Annotated in this window: 22 protein-coding genes; 17 read left to right on the top strand and 5 right to left on the bottom strand. The window is 32.7% G+C overall.

Translation table 11 applies throughout. The features are described from left to right. Window positions 1-91 precede the first annotated feature (91 nt). Window positions 92-559, bottom strand: a complete 468-nt coding sequence (locus C6368_RS09390) for a phage integrase N-terminal SAM-like domain-containing protein (protein WP_107038935.1) — start codon at window positions 557-559, stop codon at window positions 92-94. 202 nt (window positions 560-761) lie between these two features. On the opposite strand from C6368_RS09390, the gene C6368_RS09385 reads away from it, so the two are divergent. The 14 genes from C6368_RS09385 (at window position 762) to C6368_RS09320 (ending at window position 14,903) form a co-directional block, all read left to right on the top strand. Further along, entirely contained in the window at window positions 762-1,226 is a 465-nt protein-coding gene (locus tag C6368_RS09385) for a hypothetical protein (protein WP_107038934.1), read from the top strand. 74 nt (window positions 1,227-1,300) lie between these two features. Beyond that, window positions 1,301-2,086 (top strand): hypothetical protein, encoded by a 786-nt coding sequence (locus tag C6368_RS09380; RefSeq protein ID WP_107038933.1) that lies wholly within the window; start codon window positions 1,301-1,303, stop codon window positions 2,084-2,086. A 109-nt stretch (window positions 2,087-2,195) separates the two neighbouring features. Then, on the top strand, window positions 2,196-3,209 hold the full coding sequence (gene rhuM / locus C6368_RS09375) for a virulence protein RhuM/Fic/DOC family protein (RefSeq protein ID WP_234369120.1): 1,014 nt from the start codon (window positions 2,196-2,198) through the stop codon (window positions 3,207-3,209). A gap of 265 nt (window positions 3,210-3,474) precedes the next feature. After that, the gene (locus C6368_RS09370) at window positions 3,475-4,101 is read left to right on the top strand and encodes a helix-turn-helix domain-containing protein (RefSeq protein ID WP_159038528.1); all 627 of its coding nucleotides are present in this window, start codon (window positions 3,475-3,477) and stop codon (window positions 4,099-4,101) included. Between the two features lie 60 nt (window positions 4,102-4,161). Beyond that, window positions 4,162-4,932: a transglutaminase-like domain-containing protein gene (locus C6368_RS09365; protein ID WP_234369119.1), complete on the top strand. Its 771-nt coding sequence runs from the start codon at window positions 4,162-4,164 to the stop codon at window positions 4,930-4,932. A gap of 424 nt (window positions 4,933-5,356) precedes the next feature. After that, the gene (locus C6368_RS09360; protein WP_107038931.1) at window positions 5,357-6,400 is read left to right on the top strand and encodes a ligand-binding sensor domain-containing protein; all 1,044 of its coding nucleotides are present in this window, start codon (window positions 5,357-5,359) and stop codon (window positions 6,398-6,400) included. A 369-nt stretch (window positions 6,401-6,769) separates the two neighbouring features. Beyond that, window positions 6,770-7,795, top strand: a complete 1,026-nt coding sequence (locus C6368_RS09355) for a hypothetical protein (protein WP_234369118.1) — start codon at window positions 6,770-6,772, stop codon at window positions 7,793-7,795. 307 nt (window positions 7,796-8,102) lie between these two features. Further along, window positions 8,103-9,626 carry a T9SS type A sorting domain-containing protein gene (locus C6368_RS09350; protein WP_107038930.1) on the top strand — a complete coding sequence of 508 codons (1,524 nt, stop codon included), beginning with the start codon at window positions 8,103-8,105 and terminating at the stop codon, window positions 9,624-9,626. Between the two features lie 105 nt (window positions 9,627-9,731). Next, on the top strand, window positions 9,732-11,090 hold the full coding sequence (locus tag C6368_RS09345; RefSeq protein ID WP_107038929.1) for a T9SS type A sorting domain-containing protein: 1,359 nt from the start codon (window positions 9,732-9,734) through the stop codon (window positions 11,088-11,090). A gap of 249 nt (window positions 11,091-11,339) precedes the next feature. Continuing rightward, window positions 11,340-11,864: a lipocalin family protein gene (locus C6368_RS09340; protein ID WP_107038928.1), complete on the top strand. Its 525-nt coding sequence runs from the start codon at window positions 11,340-11,342 to the stop codon at window positions 11,862-11,864. Window positions 11,865-11,885: 21 nt separating this feature from the next. After that, window positions 11,886-12,179 (top strand): hypothetical protein, encoded by a 294-nt coding sequence (locus C6368_RS09335; protein WP_107038927.1) that lies wholly within the window; start codon window positions 11,886-11,888, stop codon window positions 12,177-12,179. A 218-nt stretch (window positions 12,180-12,397) separates the two neighbouring features. After that, a complete protein-coding gene (locus C6368_RS09330; RefSeq protein ID WP_107038926.1) occupies window positions 12,398-13,795 on the top strand; it encodes an NAD-dependent succinate-semialdehyde dehydrogenase in 1,398 nt (465 codons plus the stop codon). Window positions 13,796-13,827: 32 nt separating this feature from the next. Continuing rightward, window positions 13,828-14,094, top strand: a complete 267-nt coding sequence (locus C6368_RS09325; protein WP_107038925.1) for a hypothetical protein — start codon at window positions 13,828-13,830, stop codon at window positions 14,092-14,094. A gap of 149 nt (window positions 14,095-14,243) precedes the next feature. Further along, entirely contained in the window at window positions 14,244-14,903 is a 660-nt protein-coding gene (locus C6368_RS09320) for a hypothetical protein (protein ID WP_107038924.1), read from the top strand. 60 nt (window positions 14,904-14,963) lie between these two features. Here the strand turns inward: C6368_RS09320 and C6368_RS09315 are convergent, their stop codons facing one another. Both C6368_RS09315 and C6368_RS09310 read right to left on the bottom strand, forming a co-directional pair. Continuing rightward, window positions 14,964-15,926 (bottom strand): lipid A deacylase LpxR family protein, encoded by a 963-nt coding sequence (locus C6368_RS09315; RefSeq protein ID WP_107038923.1) that lies wholly within the window; start codon window positions 15,924-15,926, stop codon window positions 14,964-14,966. Between the two features lie 735 nt (window positions 15,927-16,661). Further along, complete coding sequence (locus C6368_RS09310; protein ID WP_107038922.1) at window positions 16,662-17,690, bottom strand: AI-2E family transporter; 1,029 nt, start codon at window positions 17,688-17,690, stop codon at window positions 16,662-16,664. A 416-nt stretch (window positions 17,691-18,106) separates the two neighbouring features. On the opposite strand from C6368_RS09310, the gene C6368_RS09305 reads away from it, so the two are divergent. The 3 genes from C6368_RS09305 to C6368_RS09295 are packed head-to-tail and all read left to right on the top strand — an operon-like array spanning window position 18,107 to window position 19,609. Continuing rightward, entirely contained in the window at window positions 18,107-18,541 is a 435-nt protein-coding gene (locus C6368_RS09305) for a MarR family winged helix-turn-helix transcriptional regulator (protein WP_107038921.1), read from the top strand. Continuing rightward, entirely contained in the window at window positions 18,538-18,960 is a 423-nt protein-coding gene (locus C6368_RS09300; RefSeq protein WP_107038920.1) for an organic hydroperoxide resistance protein, read from the top strand. The genes C6368_RS09305 and C6368_RS09300 overlap by 4 nt, the downstream gene beginning before the upstream one ends. Before the next feature lie 13 nt (window positions 18,961-18,973). Further along, window positions 18,974-19,609 carry a nitroreductase family protein gene (locus C6368_RS09295; RefSeq protein WP_107038919.1) on the top strand — a complete coding sequence of 212 codons (636 nt, stop codon included), beginning with the start codon at window positions 18,974-18,976 and terminating at the stop codon, window positions 19,607-19,609. A 135-nt stretch (window positions 19,610-19,744) separates the two neighbouring features. On the opposite strand, the gene C6368_RS09290 is transcribed toward C6368_RS09295, so the two are convergent. Next, on the bottom strand, window positions 19,745-21,871 hold the full coding sequence (locus C6368_RS09290) for a M3 family metallopeptidase (protein WP_107038918.1): 2,127 nt from the start codon (window positions 21,869-21,871) through the stop codon (window positions 19,745-19,747). Between the two features lie 104 nt (window positions 21,872-21,975). Then, window positions 21,976-22,350 (bottom strand): T9SS type B sorting domain-containing protein, encoded by a 375-nt coding sequence (locus C6368_RS09285; RefSeq protein ID WP_107038917.1) that lies wholly within the window; start codon window positions 22,348-22,350, stop codon window positions 21,976-21,978. Between the last annotated feature and the right edge of the window lie 50 nt (window positions 22,351-22,400).

Raw genomic sequence — 22,400 nt, 5'->3', positions numbered from 1 at the left:
ATTGTGCTTGGTGTTGAACTCTGCCTTAGGTGGCGGGTTCGAAGCCTAAAAAAACTATGGGGATTCAATAAGAAAACTTGTGATTGTATTTCTAAAAATTGGACTTTCTATTTTTGTAAATATGCTGTTTTGTCAAACAAGAACACTTTTTATCTTCTAATTTGCTGAGATAATGCGGTTTTAAGTATTGATTTTGACAAAAGCATTCATTTAAAGCATAGAAATAGCTGTCCGTATGCTTTACAGATTTTAAAGAGCAGACTACTAGTTGTTTAAAATACGTTGAACTCGCTGTTTTTTCCTTAGCTAATAAAAACAACCACTGATTTACTTCGTCTGGATCTAAATCCAATAAGGACTTTTTAAAATGTAAACTCACCTTGGCAACTGCTCTCGAATAATTAAACAAGGTGCTTTGAGAATACCCTCCAATGGTCATTTGTTCTTCAAACTTGGAATAGTGTTCTCTGAAAAATGGCACTTCGTTTTTTGCTCTCTCAATCAGCGTTTTCGCACTATTGGGCTTGGAGTTTAACCAAGCATACTTTTTCTTTTCCATATCAATAAGTTTTATGTTATTGATGTGTACGAAGAGTTTTGTACTTTAGCTACCGAAGGTTGAGTTCAACATAGCCTATCAAACACTGCAATGATTGCACTTCGAATGATAAATCATCCAAGCACACTCGCTCCCCTTTCAATTTATTACTTAACTTTATAGATAGCAGCGATTTTGTAGCTGTAAAACGTTATAGACAACCATGACCAGAGCTCGAACATATGAAGAGGAAGCAAATAAATTAGCCAAGGCGATAGATATTGCAATTGAAGCTTTTCAAAATGAGTGTCCTTCAAATTTTACACCTCAGCATCAAGACCACCTGATCAATACATACATTGGGTGGAAAGAATCGTGCTTAAACCCTGAAAACAAGTTTAGAAAATTAGCGGCATTAAAATATATAATCAATGATCTGTTTACTTATTTTCAAGAAGGATCAGGACCCACCGTTGAATTTTTCTGGAGAAAGATTAATGAAATGGGTCTAGACTATCAGCGTGAAAACAGATTAAAGAAAATACTTGAAAGGGGTAAAATAAAAGGACGCACTGAATTTGAATATGTTGTAGATATGTTTGTTGTCGCCCAACAAAATGGTATGATAACAACAAGTGAAGCTCAACGGCTTAGCGATATGTTAGAAAAATTCGAGCTTAAGGGATAGCCAAGTCTATAACAGCCCGCTAGCTTCAACAATTTAATTACTTCGTAGAAATTTTTTGTAAATTAGCAAGGTAAATGCTTCGTGGCAAGATTGGTGTGAAATTGCCGAAGCCAGCGGGCAAAACGTTAGGCTTAATGACATATAGCATGAAAACATACTCGATACTATTTACTTGTCTTCTAATCCATTTCGTTTCAATAGCACAGTCCAATGATAGCGTTAAATTGAATCAAGTAATTGCATTAGGCACAGGTACTGATGTGAACATGTGGTGTGGTCCGGAATATGTATTTCTCGAAGTTGATGGTACAACATTAATTCCCTTTGATGAATTTCGCACTTTTGAAATGGGTTTAACACTAGAGGAACCTATTTTACTTTCTAGTGAGACTTATAGAATACTTTTACAAAAAGACAATGAAATAATTCAATTTCGTACTTTCACGAAAGACTCTATTTCAAAAATTGGAGATTTAATTGTAAATTTTGACTTTAAAAGATGTTGCTATTCTGGCGATGTCAAACATGTATTCTTTTTAAAAGATTCATTAGTAATTTCAGATACTTATTGTTCTGATAAAAAATCAATTTTACAATTTGTATCAGATAGAAAAGGACTTATTGAGCTAATTGGGATTCAAAATGATTCTCTTTCATTGGATAAAATTCAAGAGCGCATTAAACTTTTAAGAAACTTTTTAATTTCAAATGGAATTGAAGCAGATAGAATTACACTCATAGAAGCATTAGAAGCTTCTCAAAAAGAGAATAGCTTTTTGAGAGGTTCAGAATATTTAGCTGTCTATCCAGAAAATGACGATAAAGCAGAAATTGGTGTTCTTATTAAGGTATCTGAATGATTTTTATCTAACGCTACTTGGATTTCTAGTCTTTTCGTATATTCGTTTTAGCGATTGGAATGCAAATTACCCATCCTTTGGCTTAATATTAAAATCCGAATTTTAAATCATGAGTTTTCCAAAAATAAAGAATAATGAATTAATTACTTTTAAGCCTGAAAGTGGATTTGCTGAATTTCAGGTAATTCTAGATGGAGACCATGATACTGTTTGGGCAACTGAACTCCAAATCGCAGAAATATTTGGTAGAGATAGAACGGTTATTAATAGACATATAAAAAACAGTTTTAAAGAAGGTGAACTTGATGAAGTTTCAACTAGTGCAAAAATTGCACTAGTTCGAATTGAAGGAGGTAGAGAAATAGAAAGAGAGGTTCTACACTACAATCTCGATGTAATAATATCAGTTGGATATAGAGTCAAATCTCCTTTAGCTACTGAATTTAGAAAGTGGGCCACCCGCAAATTAAAAGAGTACTTAATAAAAGGTTATTCAATTAATTCAGAATTATTAACGTCTAATGAATCAAAGATTAAGGAGCTAGAATGGTCTCTAAAGGAATTACATCATAAAGCAATTCAAGAACAAAAAATATTAACAGAAGGGTTCTTAAATATCATTTCGGATTATTCAAAATCATTCGAGTTATTAAGTAAATATGACTCTGGAAGTCTGTCAACAGATGGACTAAATAACGAGATTATTTACGTTATCAATTATGTAGACGTCAAAGAAGCAATTGAAGAACTAAAACAAATCCTAATTAAAAAAGGAGAGGCGTCAGAAATATTTGGTAATGAAAAAGACAAGTCATTTGAAGGCGTACTCGGTAGTATTTCACAGACGGTATTTGGACAGTTAGCTTATCCAACGATTGAAGAACAAGCTGCTCAATTACTATACTCTGTGGTTAAAGGTCATGCGTTCAATGATGGAAACAAGCGAATCGGATCATTCTTATTTGTTTGGTTCTTAGAACAAAATGACTTTCACTTAAACTCCAAAGGAGAAAGAAAGATAAATGAAATCACTTTGCCAGCACTCGCTTTAGCAGTTGCGCAAAGTCTTCCTGAACAAAGAGAAATAATGGTTAAATTAATAATCAATATGGTAAGAAGCTAAGCCTAACACAGCCTTTGTCGACCAACCTATAAAAACCTTCAATTTTTACATTTATGTAAATCAAATGTTTGTATCTTCGATAAAACATTTACAAAGCAGGCCGCCGCAAAGGCTCAAACGTTACCTGCCATTTGAAAAAAACGCTGCATAAAAAGACAATATGTTTCACTTCGATAAAAATTTTGGATTATTTATTGGCAAACTAAAAGAGAATCTTTATCATAAACACTATGCTATACAAATTAGTGTTTCAGTAAAATCTAATATGAAACTGACTATAAAAGGTGAAAATGAGATATTAGGAAAATCGTTTTTTATAAATTCTAAAGTTGAACATAAATTAATTAGCGAATCAAATCAACTGACTGTTCTTATAAATCCATTAAGTTCTATTGGACACCAACTTCATTTACAATTTGGAAAGTCGAACTTTAAATTACTTAATGAAAACTTGTCAGAGAAATTAATCGAACCTTTAAATAAGTTTGAAACTTCAGAAATTGATTTTGAAAAATTATGTGAATTAATAAGTCAAGTTTTATCAGAATATCAATGCACTTGTGAAACCGAAAACCATTTGGACGAAAAAAGAATTATAAATGCAATAAAATATATGGACGCTAATTTTGAAAAAATATTAAGTCTTGAAGAAGTTGCAGAAAAATGCTTTTTATCACCAACACGTTTTTTGCATTTATTCAAAGAAAAAACAAATCTAACTTTTAGAAGATACCAATTATGGAATAAGTTAATAAAATCACTTCCGTTTTTAGTCAAAAATTCTATTACTGAAACAGCATATACTTTTGGGTTTGCAGACAATTCACATTATACAAGAACTTTTAAAGAAACATTTGGAGTTACACCAAAATTTTTGATAACAAAAACATAGCCAGTTCATACAATTTTAAGTCTGTTTAACTTCTCAACTTTGTATTTCAATAGAAACAAAATGAGAACGATATTATTTATTATTCTATTAACACAGTTAAACGCATTTTCACAAACAAACTTAAAAACAATGAACAATTATTTAAAAGAAACTAAAATTTTAAACTATTCAAACCCATCTATTCAATCTTTAATTAAAAAGAAAAAATGGATGGAATTAGACACTATTAAAAGAGTAAAATCAATTTACAACTTTGTTAGAGATGATATTGAATTTGGCTATAATATTTCTGACAATATAACTGCAACACAGGTTTTAGAAGATGGTTATGGGCAATGTAATACAAAAGCAACATTGCTTATGGCTCTTTTACGAGCAACTGGAATTCCAAATAGAATACACGGTTTTACCATAGATAAAGCATTACAAAAAGGAGCAATTAGCGGAATTTGGTATAAATTATCGCCAAAAAACATTTTACATAGTTGGGTAGAAGTTTATATTAATGAAACTTGGTATTTTCTTGAAGGAGTTATATTAGACATAGAATATTTAAGCAAATTACAAGAGGAAAATAAAGATTGTAAAACTACATTTTGTGGTTATGGTGCATACACAGATAATTTTGAAAACCCACCAATTGAATGGAATTTAAATAATACCTTTATTCAAGACAAAGGAATAAATCAAGATTTTGGACTTTTTGATACACCAGACGAATTCTATGCGAAACACCAACAAAAATTAGGAGCATTTAAAAGGTTTATTTATCGAAAAATAGTTAGGCACAGAATGAACAAGAATGTTGAAAAGATAAGAAACGGCAGGTAACAATGTATAAAAATAATAAGGGTTTTAGTGCTTAAAGTAAAGGTCTGTGAATTCTACAGAGTTCACCAAATTTACAATTTTAAATTTTGTGAAAATATAAAAGTAAAATTGTAAATTTGGCTCAGTGCGAACTTGAAAGTTTATTGCTTTCTACTGCCCTACTTGCCATATACTTAACGTTATGAGCAAATAGGAATTTAAATTATAAGGTCTGATCGAAAAACAATCTTTTTGTGAACAACGACACAGGTACAGTTAACGATACTCTGAGCACTTTTTATAAAAGAAAACCATTTCTGTTTCTATTGAAATCAAGAAATAAAACTTCCTCAAATGAAGTCTATTTGTTTGATATGAGTTATTTTTGAGTAAAAGTGGGGTTGGTGCGCGGACTCCCGTTGGGTGCAACCTAAAGAACATAAAAATGAAAATTCCTTTGTCAACATTATTAATTCTACTTCTATTTTCCTTCTGCAACGGACAGAAAAGTAAAAGTATTGAAATAAAAGAACCCAAATTTTATACTGATGCTGACATTGTTACTAGTAGTCTATTAGATAATAATGGAAACTTATGGTTTGGAACATCAACCGAAGGTCTTTATAAATATGACGGAGAGAAATTTTCAAACTTTAATGAAAAAAATACACTTTGTACTAACCAAATATGGGATATTATTGAAGATGACAAAGGAATAATTTGGTTAGCAACCAATAAAGGTTTGTGCAATTATGATGGTAAAACATTTACTCAAATTCCACTTCCATATATTGACACAAGCAGCGAATGGTACAAAAACATCTACCCAACTGTAAACCCTAACCAAGCTAATTCGATTATCCAAGATAAAAAAGGGACATTTTGGATTGGAACTTCGGGTGGCGGGGCTTATAAATATGACGGAACCACATTTGATAATATTTTAGCTGACAAAGGCAGAAAATATGAAGACAGTCTTCATCACAACGTCATACAAAGTATCATAGAGGACAAGAACGGTAATATTTGGTTTGCTTCAATGAGTAATGGCGGAATAACTCGTTTTGATGGAGAAACATTTCAGGATTTCAAAAATACTAATGGATTAAGTGATAATATGGTTCGCTACCTCTATCAAGACATAAAAGGCAATATTTGGATAGGGACAAACGGAAATCGAAATGGTGGATTGGACAAATTTGACGGAAACACTTTTACAAACTTCAACGAAGAAAAGGGATTATGCAGCAACAATATTGCTGTTATTTTGCAAAGCTCTAACGGAAAAATTTGGCTTGGTAGCGATAGAGCAGCTATTTGCTATTATGAAAATGGAGAATTCACACCGTTTGAAGAGTTATCAGGAATTTCAATAAGAACAATCATAGAAGACAAAAAAGGAAATATTTGGTTTGGCGGCAGAAAAGGCAATCTATGGAAATATAACGGAGAGAAATTGACAGACCTAACACAATTGAAAAATGAATAAAGGCAGCAGCTAACACGGCATAACAAATCATAGCACACTGCGGGTTGCGGCGCTTGTTATACTACATGTTAATCGTAAATTATCCACCACGTATAAGACAACCCACCCTCATATTGAACGCTTTATTTACTCATTATTTTTCTCCAAGCCAAGAACGTCAACCAGGTAATTTACAAAATTAATTGGATTTAAAATCTGTAACGGGAAACCGTGCAAACATCTCTACTCCGTAAATGAATTTACCTCAGATAACCACAGAATTTCCAAAAATCATTGTAAGGATTTCAAATCGAAGCCTTTGTTAAAGTAATAATTCTTAGATTTATGAGGTGAAGGGCGAATTATGAAATTCGTTTGCCGCTATAAGGCATGAATACAAACGATATGAAAGGAACAATGCATATAAATCGGAATCTTATCAATTTTGGAATTCCTCTTGTACTTTTAGGATCTCTAATTTTGTTAATGAAATCTTCATTTCTAAATGGAAATGATAGTTTGAACTTGGCAATAACCGTCGACTTGCTTTTGATAATACCACTTGTATACTTTCTGCTAATACGAAAATCTGCCATACCGAATACAACGGTTATTCCTGTAATGATAGTTGGACTTTTAGTTGGTACGTATTTTTTACCGCAAGAAAGCCAAATTTATTTATCAATTTTCAAAACTTGGGCTTTACCAATAATTGAAATCTCAATACTGATTTTCGTGATAACTAAAGTCCGTAGAGCAATTAAAGAATATAAAAAATTAAAAGGTTCAACGCCGGACTTCTATAGCGCACTTAAAAGTACCTGTTATGAAATCCTGCCAAAAAAACTTGTTTTGCCATTTGCTACAGAAGTTGCTGTTTTCTACTATGGCTTCATAAATTGGAAAAAAAGAGAAATTAATGAAAATGAATTTACTTATCATAAGGATAGTGGAGCACCTGCCTTATTTGGAGTATTCATAATGATAATTGGAATTGAAACAGTTGCACTTCATTTCTTACTTGCACGATGGAGCATTGTTGCTGCTTGGATCTTAACAATATTAAGTGTTTACACTGCCATTCAGGTTTTTGGGTTTGCAAAATCACTTTCTAAAAGACCTATTTCAATTAACAAAGACAGTTTAACATTAAAATATGGTATTTTAAATGAAGTGGAAATTCCATTTTCGGATATTCAAAAAATTGAACTCTCAAGTAAGTCGCTAGAAAAACAAGAATTTACCAAAACACTTTCTCCTCTTGGGGAACTTGAAAGTCATAATGTTATAATTCACTTAAAAAGGGAAAATGAATTAGTTGGTCTTTATGGCATGAAAAAGAAATTTAATGTACTTGGATTACATATTGACAAACCAGTAGAATTTAAGGAAAAAGTAGAAAACACTTTACTATAACTAGAAGTGTTCAGCGTGCCAGTTACGTTCTTCGATTGTGACATCCCTTCGCTAATTTTCCTTTTTACAACCTCTTGCTGGCTACCTAAGATCAATTCTATAATGGAACAATATGCTCTATCTATTCTTCTTTACTTTAGGTTAAACCTCTCCTCAAAATAATTTTATCTTGACAACACGAGTTTATTTCAACCGCCCTAAGTATTTCAATTTCAAACCTTAAGTTATTGGAAATATTCTTAGATTTATAAAATTAAAGGCAACTTTTGAACATCGCTTGAGCTTAGTTTTAATTTATAAGAGTAATATGAAATATTGGATATGCTTCCTAATTATTGTAGTTATTTACAGCAAAACTAATGCACAAGAGTTTAGTACAGAGTTTACTAATAACACTACACTTCATAAAAATAACTATGCTGTTTTGAGCAATACAAATAAACATTGGTTTATATTAACTGAAGTGGATCCTTCCAATAATTTTAGACAAACTATTTCCGCTCTTTCAATCGGTAATAATGGTAACATTCAATTTTCAAATTCTTATGAAACTAGTGATAACAGCATTTCCTTAAACACTCAACAAGCATTAGCTTTACCTAACGGAGATGTTATAGTAGCTGGAACTTATAAACCCAACACTTCGCCCCTCTCATCCCCTTATTTCATGTCTCTAGATTCTAGTGGAAATATCAATTGGGTTAAGCAAATGAACATCTCAAATGCATCTGGAATTTTCTTTTTAAAGCAGTTATCTGACAGTAGTATTTTAGTTAACGCAAGAAATAATGATGGTGCCATACATCAACTACTTTTTAAAGTAGATTTACTTGGTAATTTCTCCGATTTTCATGAGCACAACCTTAGCACGGCAAACGTGAAAGATGTTTTAGTCAACACCAATTCTTTTGATTTACTTTTATTTGATGGAAACCTGATTAACATTGATAATGATTTACAAACCATAAATTGGCAAAGAAAATACGATCACATAATTGGCATAACTATTAATAAAGCGGCCAATGGTGATTATTTATTAGCAACGGCGCAAGTGGCATTTCCAGGACACATGACCGTAACAAGGTTAGATGCATTAGGGGCAATTATTTGGACAAAATATATAGAAACATTTGAACCGATTGCAGGGTTTGAATTTGATATTGTTGGGTTTCATTTTATTTCTGAAAACTCTAACGGAGACATCATTATTTGTGCCGATAGTGAAGGCGGTAGTAATGGCTCTTTATTTATCAAATTGGATGGAAATGGAAATTATATTTCAAACCATAAAAGCACTTCTCTTAGCAATAAAATGACACACCCTACAAACGACAGATTTAGTTACGGTGGTTTTCTAAATTCTGGAACTTTTAATACACAAAATTTTGTTTTTAACAAACTGTTTCTCACAAGTAGATTAGATTGTGATGTTACTTATAATCACACTATTGAAGATATGATACAATCTATTTCAACACCAGATGCGTTTCAACTAAATCCTGTTACGGGAATTTCCTTTTCTGATGTAACTGTCCTTAAAAACGCGTTAACTTTTAATCAACAAAACTATTGTAATAACGTATTATCAAATACAATTAATCGTGTTGAAAATCCAACGATAAGTATATTTCCTAATCCAGTGAGTACTGCATTAACAATAGAATCTAAATCACCAATTGAAAAAATTTCGGTGTATGATTTGCGTGGAAAGTTACTTTTTGAAAAATATAAAACAAAGCAAATCGATGTCAGTCAATTGGAAGTTGGTGTTTACTTTTTAATTATACATAGCTCCAAGGGTCAAATATTAAAAAAGCTTGTAAAAAACTAAAGTAATTTTTCATGGAGAAAACTTTATGAATATCATAACCGTCTTATAGTTAACCATATTAACTGAAAAGGACAGGAAAAATAATTCACTATTTAAAAAAATATTATGAAACATTTTAAAACTATTTTAATATTCTTGGCCACATTCTTGGCTAGTGAAAGCTTTAGTCAATTCGCACCGAGAAACATTGTAGATGCCAATATAGGAGGAGTTTCGGAGATAATTACACCTGACCTCAACAATGATAATTTGCCAGATATTGTTGTTTCTCAAAAGTATAATCCTTACAACAAGGTGAGCTATTATATAAATCAAGGAGCAGGTATATTTGGAAATCAACAGGTGATTGACTCAAATATTTATTACCCTACTGATTTGGCTTCTGCTGATTTTGATGGCAATGGATGGAAGGATATTGTCTCATTCACAACTGAGGCAAGTGGAGATCTATTTATTTATCTAAATAATACAGCTACCATTTCTTCAAGAATAATTATAGATTCAAATCTTAATTATAATGCCAAAGTAAAAACTGACGATATTGATATCGATGGTAATCAAGACATCATTTTGATAACAGATTTGGAGTTAATCGTTTATTATAACGATGGAACCGGAAGTTTTACAAAAAACATAATTCCAAGTGGAATTTTAACCGAATACTATGAACTCTCAATTGCTGATATTGATAATGATGGATTCAAAGATATTGTCATAGGAGGTATAAAAACGATAATCTACAAAAACACGAATGGTGTGATAAGTTATGATTCCTTACGTACAGCCAACATTCCAGAGAATAATACCTTGGTGTTTTTAACGCATTTAAACGATTTTGATGGTGATGGCGACCTCGATCTATTAACAGATAAGTCCGCAGCAAATAACATTCGTTGGTATTCAAATGACGGCAATGGTAATTTTTTATCTCCTTTAACAATTGATTCTAACGCTATGCAATGTAAATCTATTACATCTGCAGATTTTGATAATGATGGAGATTTTGATCTATATACTACTATGCCACAATTGGGCACTGTTGTTTGGTATGAAAATGATGGCGCTGGAAACTTTGGTTCACCAATTCTTATTCACCAAGGAGTAATTGTGTCTACAGTAGAAGTTGCCACTGACGATTTAAATAATGATGGATTACCAGATATAATTTGGTCTAACGAATTGTCGATTCATTTAAACAACTCAAGTAATTTAAGTACTGAAGACTTCACTTTTAAGAAAAAGGTAAAAGTTTATCCCAATCCCACTTCCAAAACGTTAAATATCATAAGTTCAGAAGATGATAGTTCCTTAACTCTAATGAATAATATAGGTCAAGTAGTAATGTCTGAATACTCTTTATCAACTGGCCACAACGTCCTAAGTCTAGACTTAAAACCAGGAATCTATTTTTTAATTATCGAAAAAGATGGACTTTTAGAACGTCAGAAAATTTTAATCGAATAATTGAATTATACCCTGATTTTGTTACTATATCCTTTGACTTGTGTGGTTACTCTTCTTTATTCCCATATATACCTCTCCGAAAATAATTTTAATTTTATCATTATAGTCAAACACTATTTTTTAAAAGTAATACTATGGATAAAGTACTTCAAACAATGATAGACAAATACTTTTCTTACAGGGCAACAAAGTTGAAAATATAAAGTCGAATGATAAACAAGATTTAAAAAACCAAAAGAACAAGATAGCATGCAGAAATTAATTTTTATTACATTTCTCCTTTTATATCAAATAGGATTTACCCAAAACAAGAGCGAAATTGAACTTTCCTTCGAAGAAATTCAAGGGAAGTGGTATATCAATATGTCTAATTTTCCGATGTGGCTCAAAGGAGACAAGGTTAATCCTAGCCTCAATTACACCATTGAAAAAAAAGATGATTCATTTATTTTGTATGATGAAGTGATTTTCGAAAAGAATGGAAAAACAAAATCTATTGTGGGATACGATTATGCCGAGAACTCTGAGAACACCCATTTCATTTGGAGAGGAAAAGGAATTCTAAAAATCCTAAAAAGTGAATGGAAAATTGTTGAAACCGATCCTAAAATGCAATGGATGATTATTTATTTTGAAAAAACACTGTTTACACCCGAAGGTTATGATGTTGTTTCAAGAAATAAGAATTTATCACTTGAGGACAAAGAAAAAATTGAAGAAGAATTAAAAGCTATTGATCCAAACCTAGAACTGAAAAAAATTCATCAAAAATAAATCAAAATAATCATCATAAAAATGCAAAATTCTCAAACTGTAACATTCCTGGAAGATAAATTTGATAGACATCCCAATTGCTATAACGGTTGGAGTGAATCCTACGTTCAATTGATTGTTAAATCAGCCATAAAAGCATTAGATGATGAAGAAAACTCAGATGAAATCACTTTTAGTAACTATAGCCAAAAACGAATGGTTGGAACAAATTCATATTCTGAGATATGTTATATTGAAACGCAAGAAGTAGGTTTTTTCTTTGTAATGAGAAATATGAATGATCAAATAAATGTGGTTTATAGCCGCTGGGATTAGAAATGAGTTATGAAAAATAGAAACAAACTAAAACTTGGATCCAAACTAAAACCTTAAAAACATCCCCTTATTTTCACACCCTTTTTAGCGTCTTATCGCTGTTCAATTGCTAAAATTTTATAATAATAACCACAATTAACTATCACAGTACTTTATCACTTTTTATCAAGTATATTTTTATGTAATTTATTGGGGTACAATAAAAATATAAAAATAAAATGGCAAACAATAAAGATACGAAAGAACGCATTTCCACAATTAATCCAACAAGTGGAAAAGAATTGAATCACTATGAATATATGTCAGATAGTGAAGTGGAAAGTAAAATCAAAAAATGTAATGATGCTTTCAGCGATTGGAAACATGTATCACTTGAAAAGCGAGCTGAAATCATAAAATCTATCGGAAAGGAATTACAGAAAAATAAAAAGGAACTTTCTCAGTTGATGACCGATGAAATGGGAAAACTTTTATCTCAAAGTAAGCAAGAAGTCGAATTATGTTCTGGGATTTGTGAATACACCGCCAAAATTGGTCCTGAACAATTAAAATCAGAAAAAAGAGAACTTGCCACTGGAGGAAAAGGTGTTGTTAGCTACGCTCCTATTGGCGTTGTGTATGGAATTCAACCATGGAATTATCCAACTTATCAAGTTGTTCGCTATGCCATTGCAAGTTTAATGGCTGGAAATGGGGTTTTATTGAAACACGCAAGTAATGTTACTGGTTCTGGGAAAATGCTAGAGAAAATTTTCAGTGATGCTGGTTTGCCAGATGGTTTATTTACTGTTTTAATCATGAATCACGACCAATCGGATCAAGTTTTGGAAAACGATTTGGTGAAAGGAATCACTTTAACAGGAAGCACTGATGCAGGTAAAAATATTGGAGAAAAAGCAGGGGCGCTTGTCAAAAAAACAGTTTTAGAACTTGGAAGTAATGATGCATATATAATTTTAGAAGACGCAGATTTAGAAGTGGCCGTAAAAAAATGTGTTCAAGGAAGAATTTACAACAATGGTGAAACTTGTATTGCAGCCAAACGATTTATAGCTGTCGAGGCAATTTATGACAAATTCAAAGCTGCTTTTGTAAAAGCAATGGAAGACATTAAAATGGGCGATCCGAATGAAGAAAGTACCGATTTAGGACCAATTGCAAGAGAGGATTTAAGAGAAACGCTACATGAACAAGTGCAAGAAAGCGTGAAAAAAGGTGCTGAGATTCTCTGCGGAGGAACTATTCCAGATGGAGAAGGTTTCTACTATCCAGCAACAGTCTTAGGAAATGTTAGCAAAGGTCAACCGGCTTATGATGATGAACTTTTCGGTCCAGTTGCCTCTCTTATAAAAGCAAAAGATACAGAAGACGCGATGAAAATTGCTAACGACAGTCGTTTTGGGCTAGGTGGAGGAATTTTCTCCAAAGACGAAGACAAAGCGATTGAATTGGCAACAGCACATTTTGAAACCGGAATGGTATTCATCAATTCTTTTGGTTTAGCTGATCCAGCAATGCCATTTGGCGGAGTGAAAAATTCAGGATATGGAAGAGAGCAGGGTGGTTTTGGAATTAAAGAATTCGTAAACGTGAAATCTATCCTAATTCGTGACTAAATTATTATTAACTACAATTAAAAAATATCAACATGAAAGATTCAAAAAACACAAAGTTAGATTCAGATGTAAACAAGGAAGACTTAGAAAGTTTAGGTAAAAAAACCGAAAATTTACGAAGTGACGGTGGAGATGATCAAATACTCAAAGACCGTGAACAAGAAGTCGATTTTGAAGGTGCTGATTTAGATGTTCCAGGTCGTACAACAACGGAAAATCGCGATCCAAGTAAGGCGAAAGATGAAGAAAATCAATTGTACAGCCAAGGAGGCGATAGCAATGAAAACCTCAAAAACTAATTGAACATATATTTTTCAAATTAGTGTAATTTACAGAAATCCCTTTTCGTTATAGAAATTATGAAGGAAAGGGATTTTTCTAAAACATTAAAAATGAATCAAATTTTCGTTCTAAATTTATAAACAATAGCACTTACCTCTTGAACAAAATGAAAGTTTACATTACTGCACTTTTACTTGGAATTTCTGGAATAATTCCATTTCATGCCCAAGAAACTTTGCCTAAAAGCTTTCTAAAAACCGGTTACATTGTTTTCGAAGAAATTCACGGTGATTTAAACAATGATGGAATTAATGATTGTGTTCTTATTGTAAAAGGAACAGATTCAAGTAAAGTTGTAATCAATCGTTTTGATGAAGAAGTAGACCGCAACCGAAGAGGAATCGTTATTCTAATCAAAAAGAACCAGCAATTCGAATTGTTTTTAGAAAACTACGACTGCTTTTATTCCGAAAATGAAGATGGTGGAGTCTATTTTCCTCCAGAATTGAGTACCTCGATTATAAACCAAAAATTGTATTTTGACTTTACGCACGGTAGGTATGGATTCTGGAAATACACCTTTAGAATTAAAAACAAAGATTTTGAGCTCATAGGCTATGATGCAAGCAATAATTTCGGCCCCGTAATCAACAAAGAAACAAGTATTAACTACTTAACCAAAAAGAGATTAACCAAAGAAAACATCAATCAAAATTCTGAAGGTGGAGATGAAATTTTCGAGGAAACTTGGAGTAAGGTTGAAATTGAAGAATTAATAAAATTATCAGAAATTGAAGACTTTTATGAGTTGAACATAGCTGAGTGATGGAATTTATCAGCGTTTGAGGGTATACAAAAGTTTATCTTTTAGAATAAAGTATCCTCCTTATAAAAACGAACCAAGCGTCACTCCACCCCATTTTGCTGAAGTTCCAGTTTTAAACTCTTTAGTAATAACACTACCTGAATATTCTAAATAAAACGATTTTGTTTTCAAGACAACTCCATAGTTCAATTGTCCAGTAAATCTTTCAATGTCTCCTGAAGAAATCGTGTAAGGACTATCTTCATTGAATAAACCTCCTTGTAATGTGGCGTCATATCCGATTACATGAATTAAGGGTTGAAAAAACAAATAAAGGTTAAAATTCCTGCTACTTTTTAAAACTGAAAATGCATTATTTAAAATTCCTACAGATGTATTCATCCCTATTGTTGCATTTGTGTAAATTGATCCAATTTTAGCATTTGCTTCCGCTTGAATTGAAAACAAATTTCGAAATCGCATCAACCGTTTTTCGTAAGCTATTTCATAATTCAGAACTAAATCATTTTGAATTTGATTTCCCCAACCTCTTGGTGTTGCGCTATTTGTCACCTTGTGAATTCCGGCCTGAATTTCTTCACCTAAAGCTGCTGGCCCAATCATACCTAGCGAGAAAGATGAAGTGAATCGACTTGCATTTGCAGAAAGAACAGAAATCATAAAACTTTTTAGTGAAAGCGTTGATGCAAAAGGTCGGTCGCCAAACTGAATTTCTGGAACAAAATACCTATCGGGTGTGAAACTGTTGTGTTCAATAGCCATTCCATAACGGACCTCATCGCTTTTAGGGTTGAAAAAAAGGTAATTCACCGGGTTTTTCTTTAAAATTGGCGCTACAAGTTCAAGAATAAATCCTTGGGTGTAATCTTTATCTAAACCATTAAATAAATCATTGTCGTAATGAAAACGCAAGTAATGATCCGAGCCGGTATCGTTAAATGATGAGAGATTATCTATTTTTTGTGCAAAAATTGCAGGTATGGATAAGATTGTAAATAAAATAAGAATGAATAAATGCGTCATATGATATATACGTGAGTTAATTAAAATTGGTTTTAAATTAAATGCTTTTCGGATACTTTCGCCAAACTACTTTTTGAATAAAATTATCATAATTAATTGGTGTCTTTCTTTTTGGCATTATTCATTCATGTCTATTTTTATAAGTATTCATGAGCTTCCTTCGGTCGGTTGCCCCAAATAGAGAGAAAACGAAGTTTTTGACCGCCGAAGGCAGCAGCGAAGCTAACACGAAACAGTAAGAAGCGTTAGTGCCGAAACTGTTAGGATAAAAAAGTCTAGCGCCTGATATTTTTTATTGACTCCACTCCTAGAAGTCGATAATGTCGGTGATCTCCGCCACAAGCTCTGGAGCTTCCGCCATCATTAGCGACTTATAGCGCGCTTCATCTTCAAAAAAACATAAAGCGCGTCCAAAAAAGTGACCGAATCCCTAAAATTTAGTTGTATTAGATTTCATATTGAGGCATTTGAGTTTTTAGTTCTCCTATAAAATTAAACCTCCAATTTACGAAGCAAGCCTGATAATCGTCGTATAAATAATTTGGGGGTAAAGAAGACCATAGGCACTTTAAATTAAAAAAATCCGTGACCATCCCGATTGAAATACGGAACAAGTACCGCGTGCCATTACATCGCAACCAAAAATTCTCAATCAAATCTCTTGGGTTTTCATTTTTGATAAAGCGTACTATTTTCAATAAACCATTAAAATCAGGGCAGAACCACTAAAACCAACTAAGCCGATTTTTCATCCCTCTTTTTGATGTATAAATCTTGTACCAAAATAATGACAATCACCATAATTGGAGTCGCCAATAAAAGTCCCCATCCACCAACTAAAGACCCAATTAATATTTGCGATAATAAAATTAGCGCAGGTGGAATATTTACTAGTTTTTGTTGTACCAGTGGAGTGATGAAATTACTTTCTATCACCTGGATTAATATGTACAAACCAACAATAATAAGGGCAGTTGTTGGACTATCCATTAAGCCAACCAAAACTGCTGGAATCAACGCCATGATTGGACCAAAATTGGGAATAAAACTTAAGAGACCAGCTATAATCGCTAAAACGAGCCACATCGGAACACCAATTATTGCTAAACCAATGGCTGTTAAAACGGTAACAACCAACATGGCAAACAACTTACCTTGTATCCACTTTTTTAAATTATCACCAATTTTGTTCAGCAATTCTTCACCTTCATCTTGACCTCTTTTCGGAATTAATTGAATGATTCCACTTTTATATATCTTCGGTGAAACCGAAAAGAAAATTCCAATGAAAAGAACAATATAAACATCTCCAAATACTCCAAAAGTACTTTTGAAAAATGTTTCAGCCAATTCTTGAATCTTTTTCATAGACTCGGGTGAAGATGCTTTTTCGATTACTTTATCTCCAAACGGGATTTGACTTAAAGTTTCCTTCGCTTTCTCAAAAGTTTTAGGTAAAGTCTCGGTTAACTCCTGCGACTGACTTTGAACTTTGGCTCCAATTAGCAAAGACAATCCAGCCACTAAAATGATTATGCTGAGAAATGAAAAAGTTAAACAAATCCATTCTTTCCATTTGGTTTTTCGATGTAGAAAGTTACTGATTCCCCTGAAGAAAATCGCTACTAAAGCACCAGCCAATATCAATAGGAAAATACTAATGGTTGATTTAATCAATAAAATTAAAACGATAACTAGCGCATAAATGCTCGCTTTTATCCATACCTTCTTTTTAAAACTTAAATCATTAGATATGTTTTCCATAGTTGTACTTTTTTAAAAATCCTGAATCTGAATTGAGATAATTGTAGTTTTGAGCTGCTTTTTACTGAATAAAATAGGTGATTTGACGTAAATTCCTTCAAATTTAAAAGTAACGAAAATTATACAGAGAGCTATAAATACAATCACAAAAAAACGCAAAGAATATATCCTGCTCATTTTTAAGGAGTCTAATTTAAATACTTCATGGGCACTTAACTGGCAGTTCAATAAGTAGTACCTCCTCTCGTTCAACAAGATTCTTTCATGGAATAAAATTCAAACCAACATCTATCTGATAATAAGAATCTTAGGACTCAACTACAAATTCAAATCAAAATAAATCACAAAATAACACAATTAAGTTGTGCGCAATTTAATTGTTCGCTACATTTGTACCGAAATTAAATTTAGAAACGATGTCTGAGAATTTAAAACTAGAAAATCAAGTATGTTTTCCAATATACAATTTAGCGAAAGAGGTGATTGGTCAATACAGACCTATTCTAGCAGAGTTGGACTTAACTTATTCTCAATATCTCGTAATGCTCGTTTTATGGGAAAAAGGTGAACAAAATGTTTCTGAAATAGGTTCTCAGTTAAATTTAGACAGCGGAACTCTAACTCCTCTTCTCAAGCGATTAGAATTAAAAAAGCTCATCGAAAGAAAAAGAAAGGCAAGTGATGAAAGAGTTGTTTCCATCACTTTAACCAAAGAAGGAAAGGAAAAACAAGCATTAGCAGAGTGTATTCCCACTAAAATTGCAGAGGCACTAAATATTTCTACAGAAGATTTAATCGAATTAAAAACATTAGTTGAAAAAATAGTAACACAAATAAATAAAACAAAATGAAAACGATTTATACAATAGGCGCAAAAGCCACAGGTGGAAGAAATGGTCATGTTAAAAGTGAAAATGGAATCCTAGATTTAGAAGTTAGACATCCAAAAGCACTTGGAGGAGCCAACGACGATTATGCAAATCCTGAAATGTTATTTGCCGCAGGTTATTCCGCTTGTTTTGATAGCGCATTAAATCTTGTTATTCAAAAAAGTAAGATTAAAACAGGAACGACAACAGTAACTGCAAAAATAAGTATCGGACAAATTGAAAATGGAGGGTTTGGACTTGCTGCAGAATTAGATGTGAATATTCCAGATGTTACCATCGAAGAAGCCGAAGCTTTAACGGCACAGGCGCACCAGGTTTGTCCTTACTCAAATGCGACAAGAGGAAATATGGAAGTTAAATTGAATACAACAAACAATTAAAAAATAAAATACAATGTCATTATTAGAAAATCTTAACTGGAGACACTCAGTAAAAGCGTTTAACCCAGAAAAGAAAGTTAGCCAAGAGAATATCGAGAAAATTATTGAAGCTGCCAGACTTGCTCCAACATCATCCGGACTTCAACAGTTTAGAGTAATTAATGTCTCTAATCAGGAAACTAAGGAGAAATTAGTTGCTGGAGCTTTAAATCCAGATTCAATGAAGGAATGTTCTAATGTTTTGGTTTTTGCCGCTTGGGATAATTACACAGCAGAAAGAATTGACAAAGTTTATGACTACACAACAGAAGAACGTGATTTACCAAAAGGAAGGTTTGATTCTTATACAGATCAACTTAAAGCACTTTATTTAAATCAACCGGCTGAAGAAAACTTTGCTCATACTTCAAGGCAATCTTACATTGGTTTAGGTCTTTCATTAGCTGAAGCGGCAGAATTAAAAATTGATTCTTGTCCGGCAGAAGGTTTCAACAATAAATTAGTGGATGAAATTCTTGAACTGGAAAAACATGGTTTAAAAAGTGTATCTCTTATGTATGTTGGATATGCGGATGACACAAGAGATTGGATTAAACCAATGAAAAAAGTTAGAATTCCAAGAAATGAATTCGTTATTGATGTAAAATAGTACAAGCTAGATTTAACTAACTTCAACAAGCCGAAATAACAAAGCCCTTTAAATTCTTTAAATGTTCAAACATCCAAAGAATTTAAAGGGCTTTTCAAGTTAGGAAGTACAAGAAACACCATTCATAATTTATAATTACTTAAGTCCTCGTGCTTTTATCATAGGTTCAATTGAAGGTTCTCTCCCACTCCAGTCTTTATACAGAGCTTCATATTCAAGGGTATTTCCAACTGAAAGCACCATATCTCTAAATCGCTGACCATTTTCTCGGGTTAATCCACCATTATTTTCAAACCAAACATAAGCATCGTGGTGCAACATTTCCGTCCATAAATAAGAATAATATCCTGCTCCATACCCTCCACTAAATACGTGCGCGAAATACGTTGAACGATATCTAGGTTTTACGGCATGAACTTTATCTAATCCGTATTTAGCCAAAGCGTCTTTTTCAAATTGATTTGCATCTTTTATTGCAGAATCTGCTGAGATTGTATGCCATACGTAATCTAAATTCGAAGCGGCCAAATTTTCTGTAATTCCATATCCTTGGTTAAATGTTCCTGCTGCTTTAATTTTATCTAACAAGGCTGCAGGAATTACTTCTCCTGTTTCATAATGTTTTGCGTAATTCTTCAAAATATCTGGATGTGTTGCCCAGTTCTCATTGAATTGAGAAGGAAATTCTACAAAATCTCTCGCTACATTTGTTCCTGATAAACTTGGATATTTTTGGTTGGCAAAGAAGCCATGAAGTGCATGTCCAAATTCATGGAACATTGTAACCGCATTGTCAAAACTCAATAATGTCGGTTCTCCTTCTGCTGGTTTTGGATAATTACAAACATTGTAAATCACTGGTTTTGTACCAAACAATTCTGATTGACCAACAAAATTGCTCATCCATGCTCCTCCTCTTTTACTTTCTCTAGAATAGAAATCGGCGTAAAACAATCCTAATTCCGATCCGTCTTCTTCAAATAATTCATACACCAAAACATCTTCATGATATGTTGGAATATCTTCTCGTTTCTTGAATGTAATACCATACAATTTTTCAGCCGAATAGAAAACCCCATTTTCTAAAACAGACATCAATTCAAAATAGGGCTTGATTTCTTCTTCATTCAAATCATATTTCGCTTTTCGTACCATTTCAGCATAGTAATTCCAGTCCCAAGGTTCTAGCTGCCCTTCTTGACCTTTACTGTGCATCATTTCTTCAATCATGTCAGCTTCTTTTTGGGCTTTTTCAATAGCTGCTGGAATCAAACCATCAAAAAATTCACGAACATTTTCTTTATTCTGAATCATTGTTTTCTGTAAACTCCAATCTGCATAAGTATCAAATCCAAGCAACGCCGCTTTTTCAGCACGTTTTCTTGTAATTTCTAACACTAAATCTTTCGTGTCATTTTTTGAACCATCCGTTCTTTTCCACGCGTTTTCAAAAACTTGTTTACGTGTTTCTCTGTTCTCTAATGAAACCAACGTCGGTTGTTGTGTCGTATTTTGAATTGCAATTTTATACTTTCCATCTTCTGTTTTCATGGATTTCAAAGAAGATTCACTTATTCCTTTTAACTTTTCTTTATCCTCAATAATTAAAGCGCCTTCATTTGTTGCAGCTAAAAGTGTTTTACCAAATTCAGCAGAAAGTGATGCCAGTTTAGAATTTATTTCTTTCAATTTCTTTTTGTCTTCACCTTTCAACTCCGCTCCTGCAATTACAAAATCTTTATAGTACTCATCCAGTAGCTTCGCTGACTCGGCATCGAGAGATAAATCCTCTTTTTTATCATGTAAAGTTTTAATTCGTTTGAATAATTCTTCATTCAAATAAATTTCATCATTTAACTCTGAAAATTTTGGAGCTAGGTATTCATTCAAATCCTGCAAAGTATCATTTGTGTGCGCTCCTGTCAACGCATAAAATACATTTGTGGCTCTACTTAATTGTTGTCCACTTTTCTCCAGTGCCACAATCGTATTGTCAAAAGTTGGATGTTCTGATTGATTAATAATTGCGTTGATATTCTCTCTTTTCATACGAATTCCTTCAAAAATAGCGGGTTCAAAATGCTTATTTTTAATCTTAGAAAAATCGGGGGCTAAATAAGGCAATGTACTTGGCTTAATTAACGGATTATCTGCTAAATTTTCTTTCATCGTCTTTTTTGGAGATTCTGTTTCGTCCTTATCGGCACAATTAGTTAAACTTAGTGCCGCTAGAGCAAACATGACTAAACTTGATTTTTTCATTTAATTGAGCATTGAATTAATTATAGATTGGCTTAAAGATAAGAGAAAATATGATGGGGCAAAGAACAATATTACTTCAACAATNGATTGTTTCAACTAAGTAATTACTTCAACAAAGTAACCTGACCTTGCTCCACATGCATTTTACTTGACATAGTTTCTTGAAAGACAATTTTCCAAATGTAAGTTCCAGATTTTACAGTTTCTCCGCTTTTCATTCCGTAAGTTCCATCCCAACCTTTGCTGGCATCAAAAGACTGAAAAATCAACTCTCCCCATCTGTTGTAAATCGTTAACTCATAATTTTGAGGCTCAAATCCTGAGGTAAAAACTGGTTGAAAAGATTGATTATAATTGTTGTTGTCGGGTGTGAATGTATTGGGAATGTAGAAAATTATTTTGTCTAAAACCTCAATGATTTTAATTAATGTATCTGTGCAGTTTTCATTCGTTTTTGCAACTAATTCTATTTGATGCATCCCATATTCAGAAGGAAAAGTGAAAATCGGATTAACATCATTTGAAGATC

The sequence above is a fragment of the Brumimicrobium mesophilum genome (genome assembly GCF_003025005.1).
Lineage (GTDB): Bacteria > Bacteroidota > Bacteroidia > Flavobacteriales_D > Crocinitomicaceae > Brumimicrobium > Brumimicrobium mesophilum.
The sequence above is the reverse complement of the archived record's forward strand: the minus strand, read 5'-3'. Positions and strand labels throughout refer to the sequence as shown.

Excerpts from the sequence above, each read along its gene's own strand:
- C6368_RS09365 (WP_234369119.1), top strand. The coding sequence starts at position 4,162 with ATGAGAACGATATTATTTATTATTCTATTAACACAGTTAAACGCATTT.
- C6368_RS09300 (WP_107038920.1), top strand. The coding sequence starts at position 18,538 with ATGAAAACGATTTATACAATAGGCGCAAAAGCCACAGGTGGAAGAAAT.
- C6368_RS09360 (WP_107038931.1), top strand. The coding sequence starts at position 5,357 with ATGAAAATTCCTTTGTCAACATTATTAATTCTACTTCTATTTTCCTTC.
- C6368_RS09310 (WP_107038922.1), bottom strand. The coding sequence starts at position 17,690 with ATGGAAAACATATCTAATGATTTAAGTTTTAAAAAGAAGGTATGGATA.
- C6368_RS09295 (WP_107038919.1), top strand. The coding sequence starts at position 18,974 with ATGTCATTATTAGAAAATCTTAACTGGAGACACTCAGTAAAAGCGTTT.
- C6368_RS09305 (WP_107038921.1), top strand. The coding sequence starts at position 18,107 with ATGTCTGAGAATTTAAAACTAGAAAATCAAGTATGTTTTCCAATATAC.
- rhuM (WP_234369120.1), top strand. The coding sequence starts at position 2,196 with ATGAGTTTTCCAAAAATAAAGAATAATGAATTAATTACTTTTAAGCCT.
- C6368_RS09385 (WP_107038934.1), top strand. The coding sequence starts at position 762 with ATGACCAGAGCTCGAACATATGAAGAGGAAGCAAATAAATTAGCCAAG.
- C6368_RS09370 (WP_159038528.1), top strand. The coding sequence starts at position 3,475 with ATGAAACTGACTATAAAAGGTGAAAATGAGATATTAGGAAAATCGTTT.
- C6368_RS09320 (WP_107038924.1), top strand. The coding sequence starts at position 14,244 with ATGAAAGTTTACATTACTGCACTTTTACTTGGAATTTCTGGAATAATT.
- C6368_RS09380 (WP_107038933.1), top strand. The coding sequence starts at position 1,301 with ATGCTTCGTGGCAAGATTGGTGTGAAATTGCCGAAGCCAGCGGGCAAA.
- C6368_RS09325 (WP_107038925.1), top strand. The coding sequence starts at position 13,828 with ATGAAAGATTCAAAAAACACAAAGTTAGATTCAGATGTAAACAAGGAA.
- C6368_RS09315 (WP_107038923.1), bottom strand. The coding sequence starts at position 15,926 with ATGACGCATTTATTCATTCTTATTTTATTTACAATCTTATCCATACCT.
- C6368_RS09390 (WP_107038935.1), bottom strand. The coding sequence starts at position 559 with ATGGAAAAGAAAAAGTATGCTTGGTTAAACTCCAAGCCCAATAGTGCG.
- C6368_RS09350 (WP_107038930.1), top strand. The coding sequence starts at position 8,103 with ATGAAATATTGGATATGCTTCCTAATTATTGTAGTTATTTACAGCAAA.
- C6368_RS09330 (WP_107038926.1), top strand. The coding sequence starts at position 12,398 with ATGGCAAACAATAAAGATACGAAAGAACGCATTTCCACAATTAATCCA.
- C6368_RS09340 (WP_107038928.1), top strand. The coding sequence starts at position 11,340 with ATGCAGAAATTAATTTTTATTACATTTCTCCTTTTATATCAAATAGGA.
- C6368_RS09335 (WP_107038927.1), top strand. The coding sequence starts at position 11,886 with ATGCAAAATTCTCAAACTGTAACATTCCTGGAAGATAAATTTGATAGA.
- C6368_RS09285 (WP_107038917.1), bottom strand. The coding sequence starts at position 22,350 with ATGCATCAAATAGAATTAGTTGCAAAAACGAATGAAAACTGCACAGAT.
- C6368_RS09345 (WP_107038929.1), top strand. The coding sequence starts at position 9,732 with ATGAAACATTTTAAAACTATTTTAATATTCTTGGCCACATTCTTGGCT.
- C6368_RS09355 (WP_234369118.1), top strand. The coding sequence starts at position 6,770 with ATGAATACAAACGATATGAAAGGAACAATGCATATAAATCGGAATCTT.
- C6368_RS09290 (WP_107038918.1), bottom strand. The coding sequence starts at position 21,871 with ATGAAAAAATCAAGTTTAGTCATGTTTGCTCTAGCGGCACTAAGTTTA.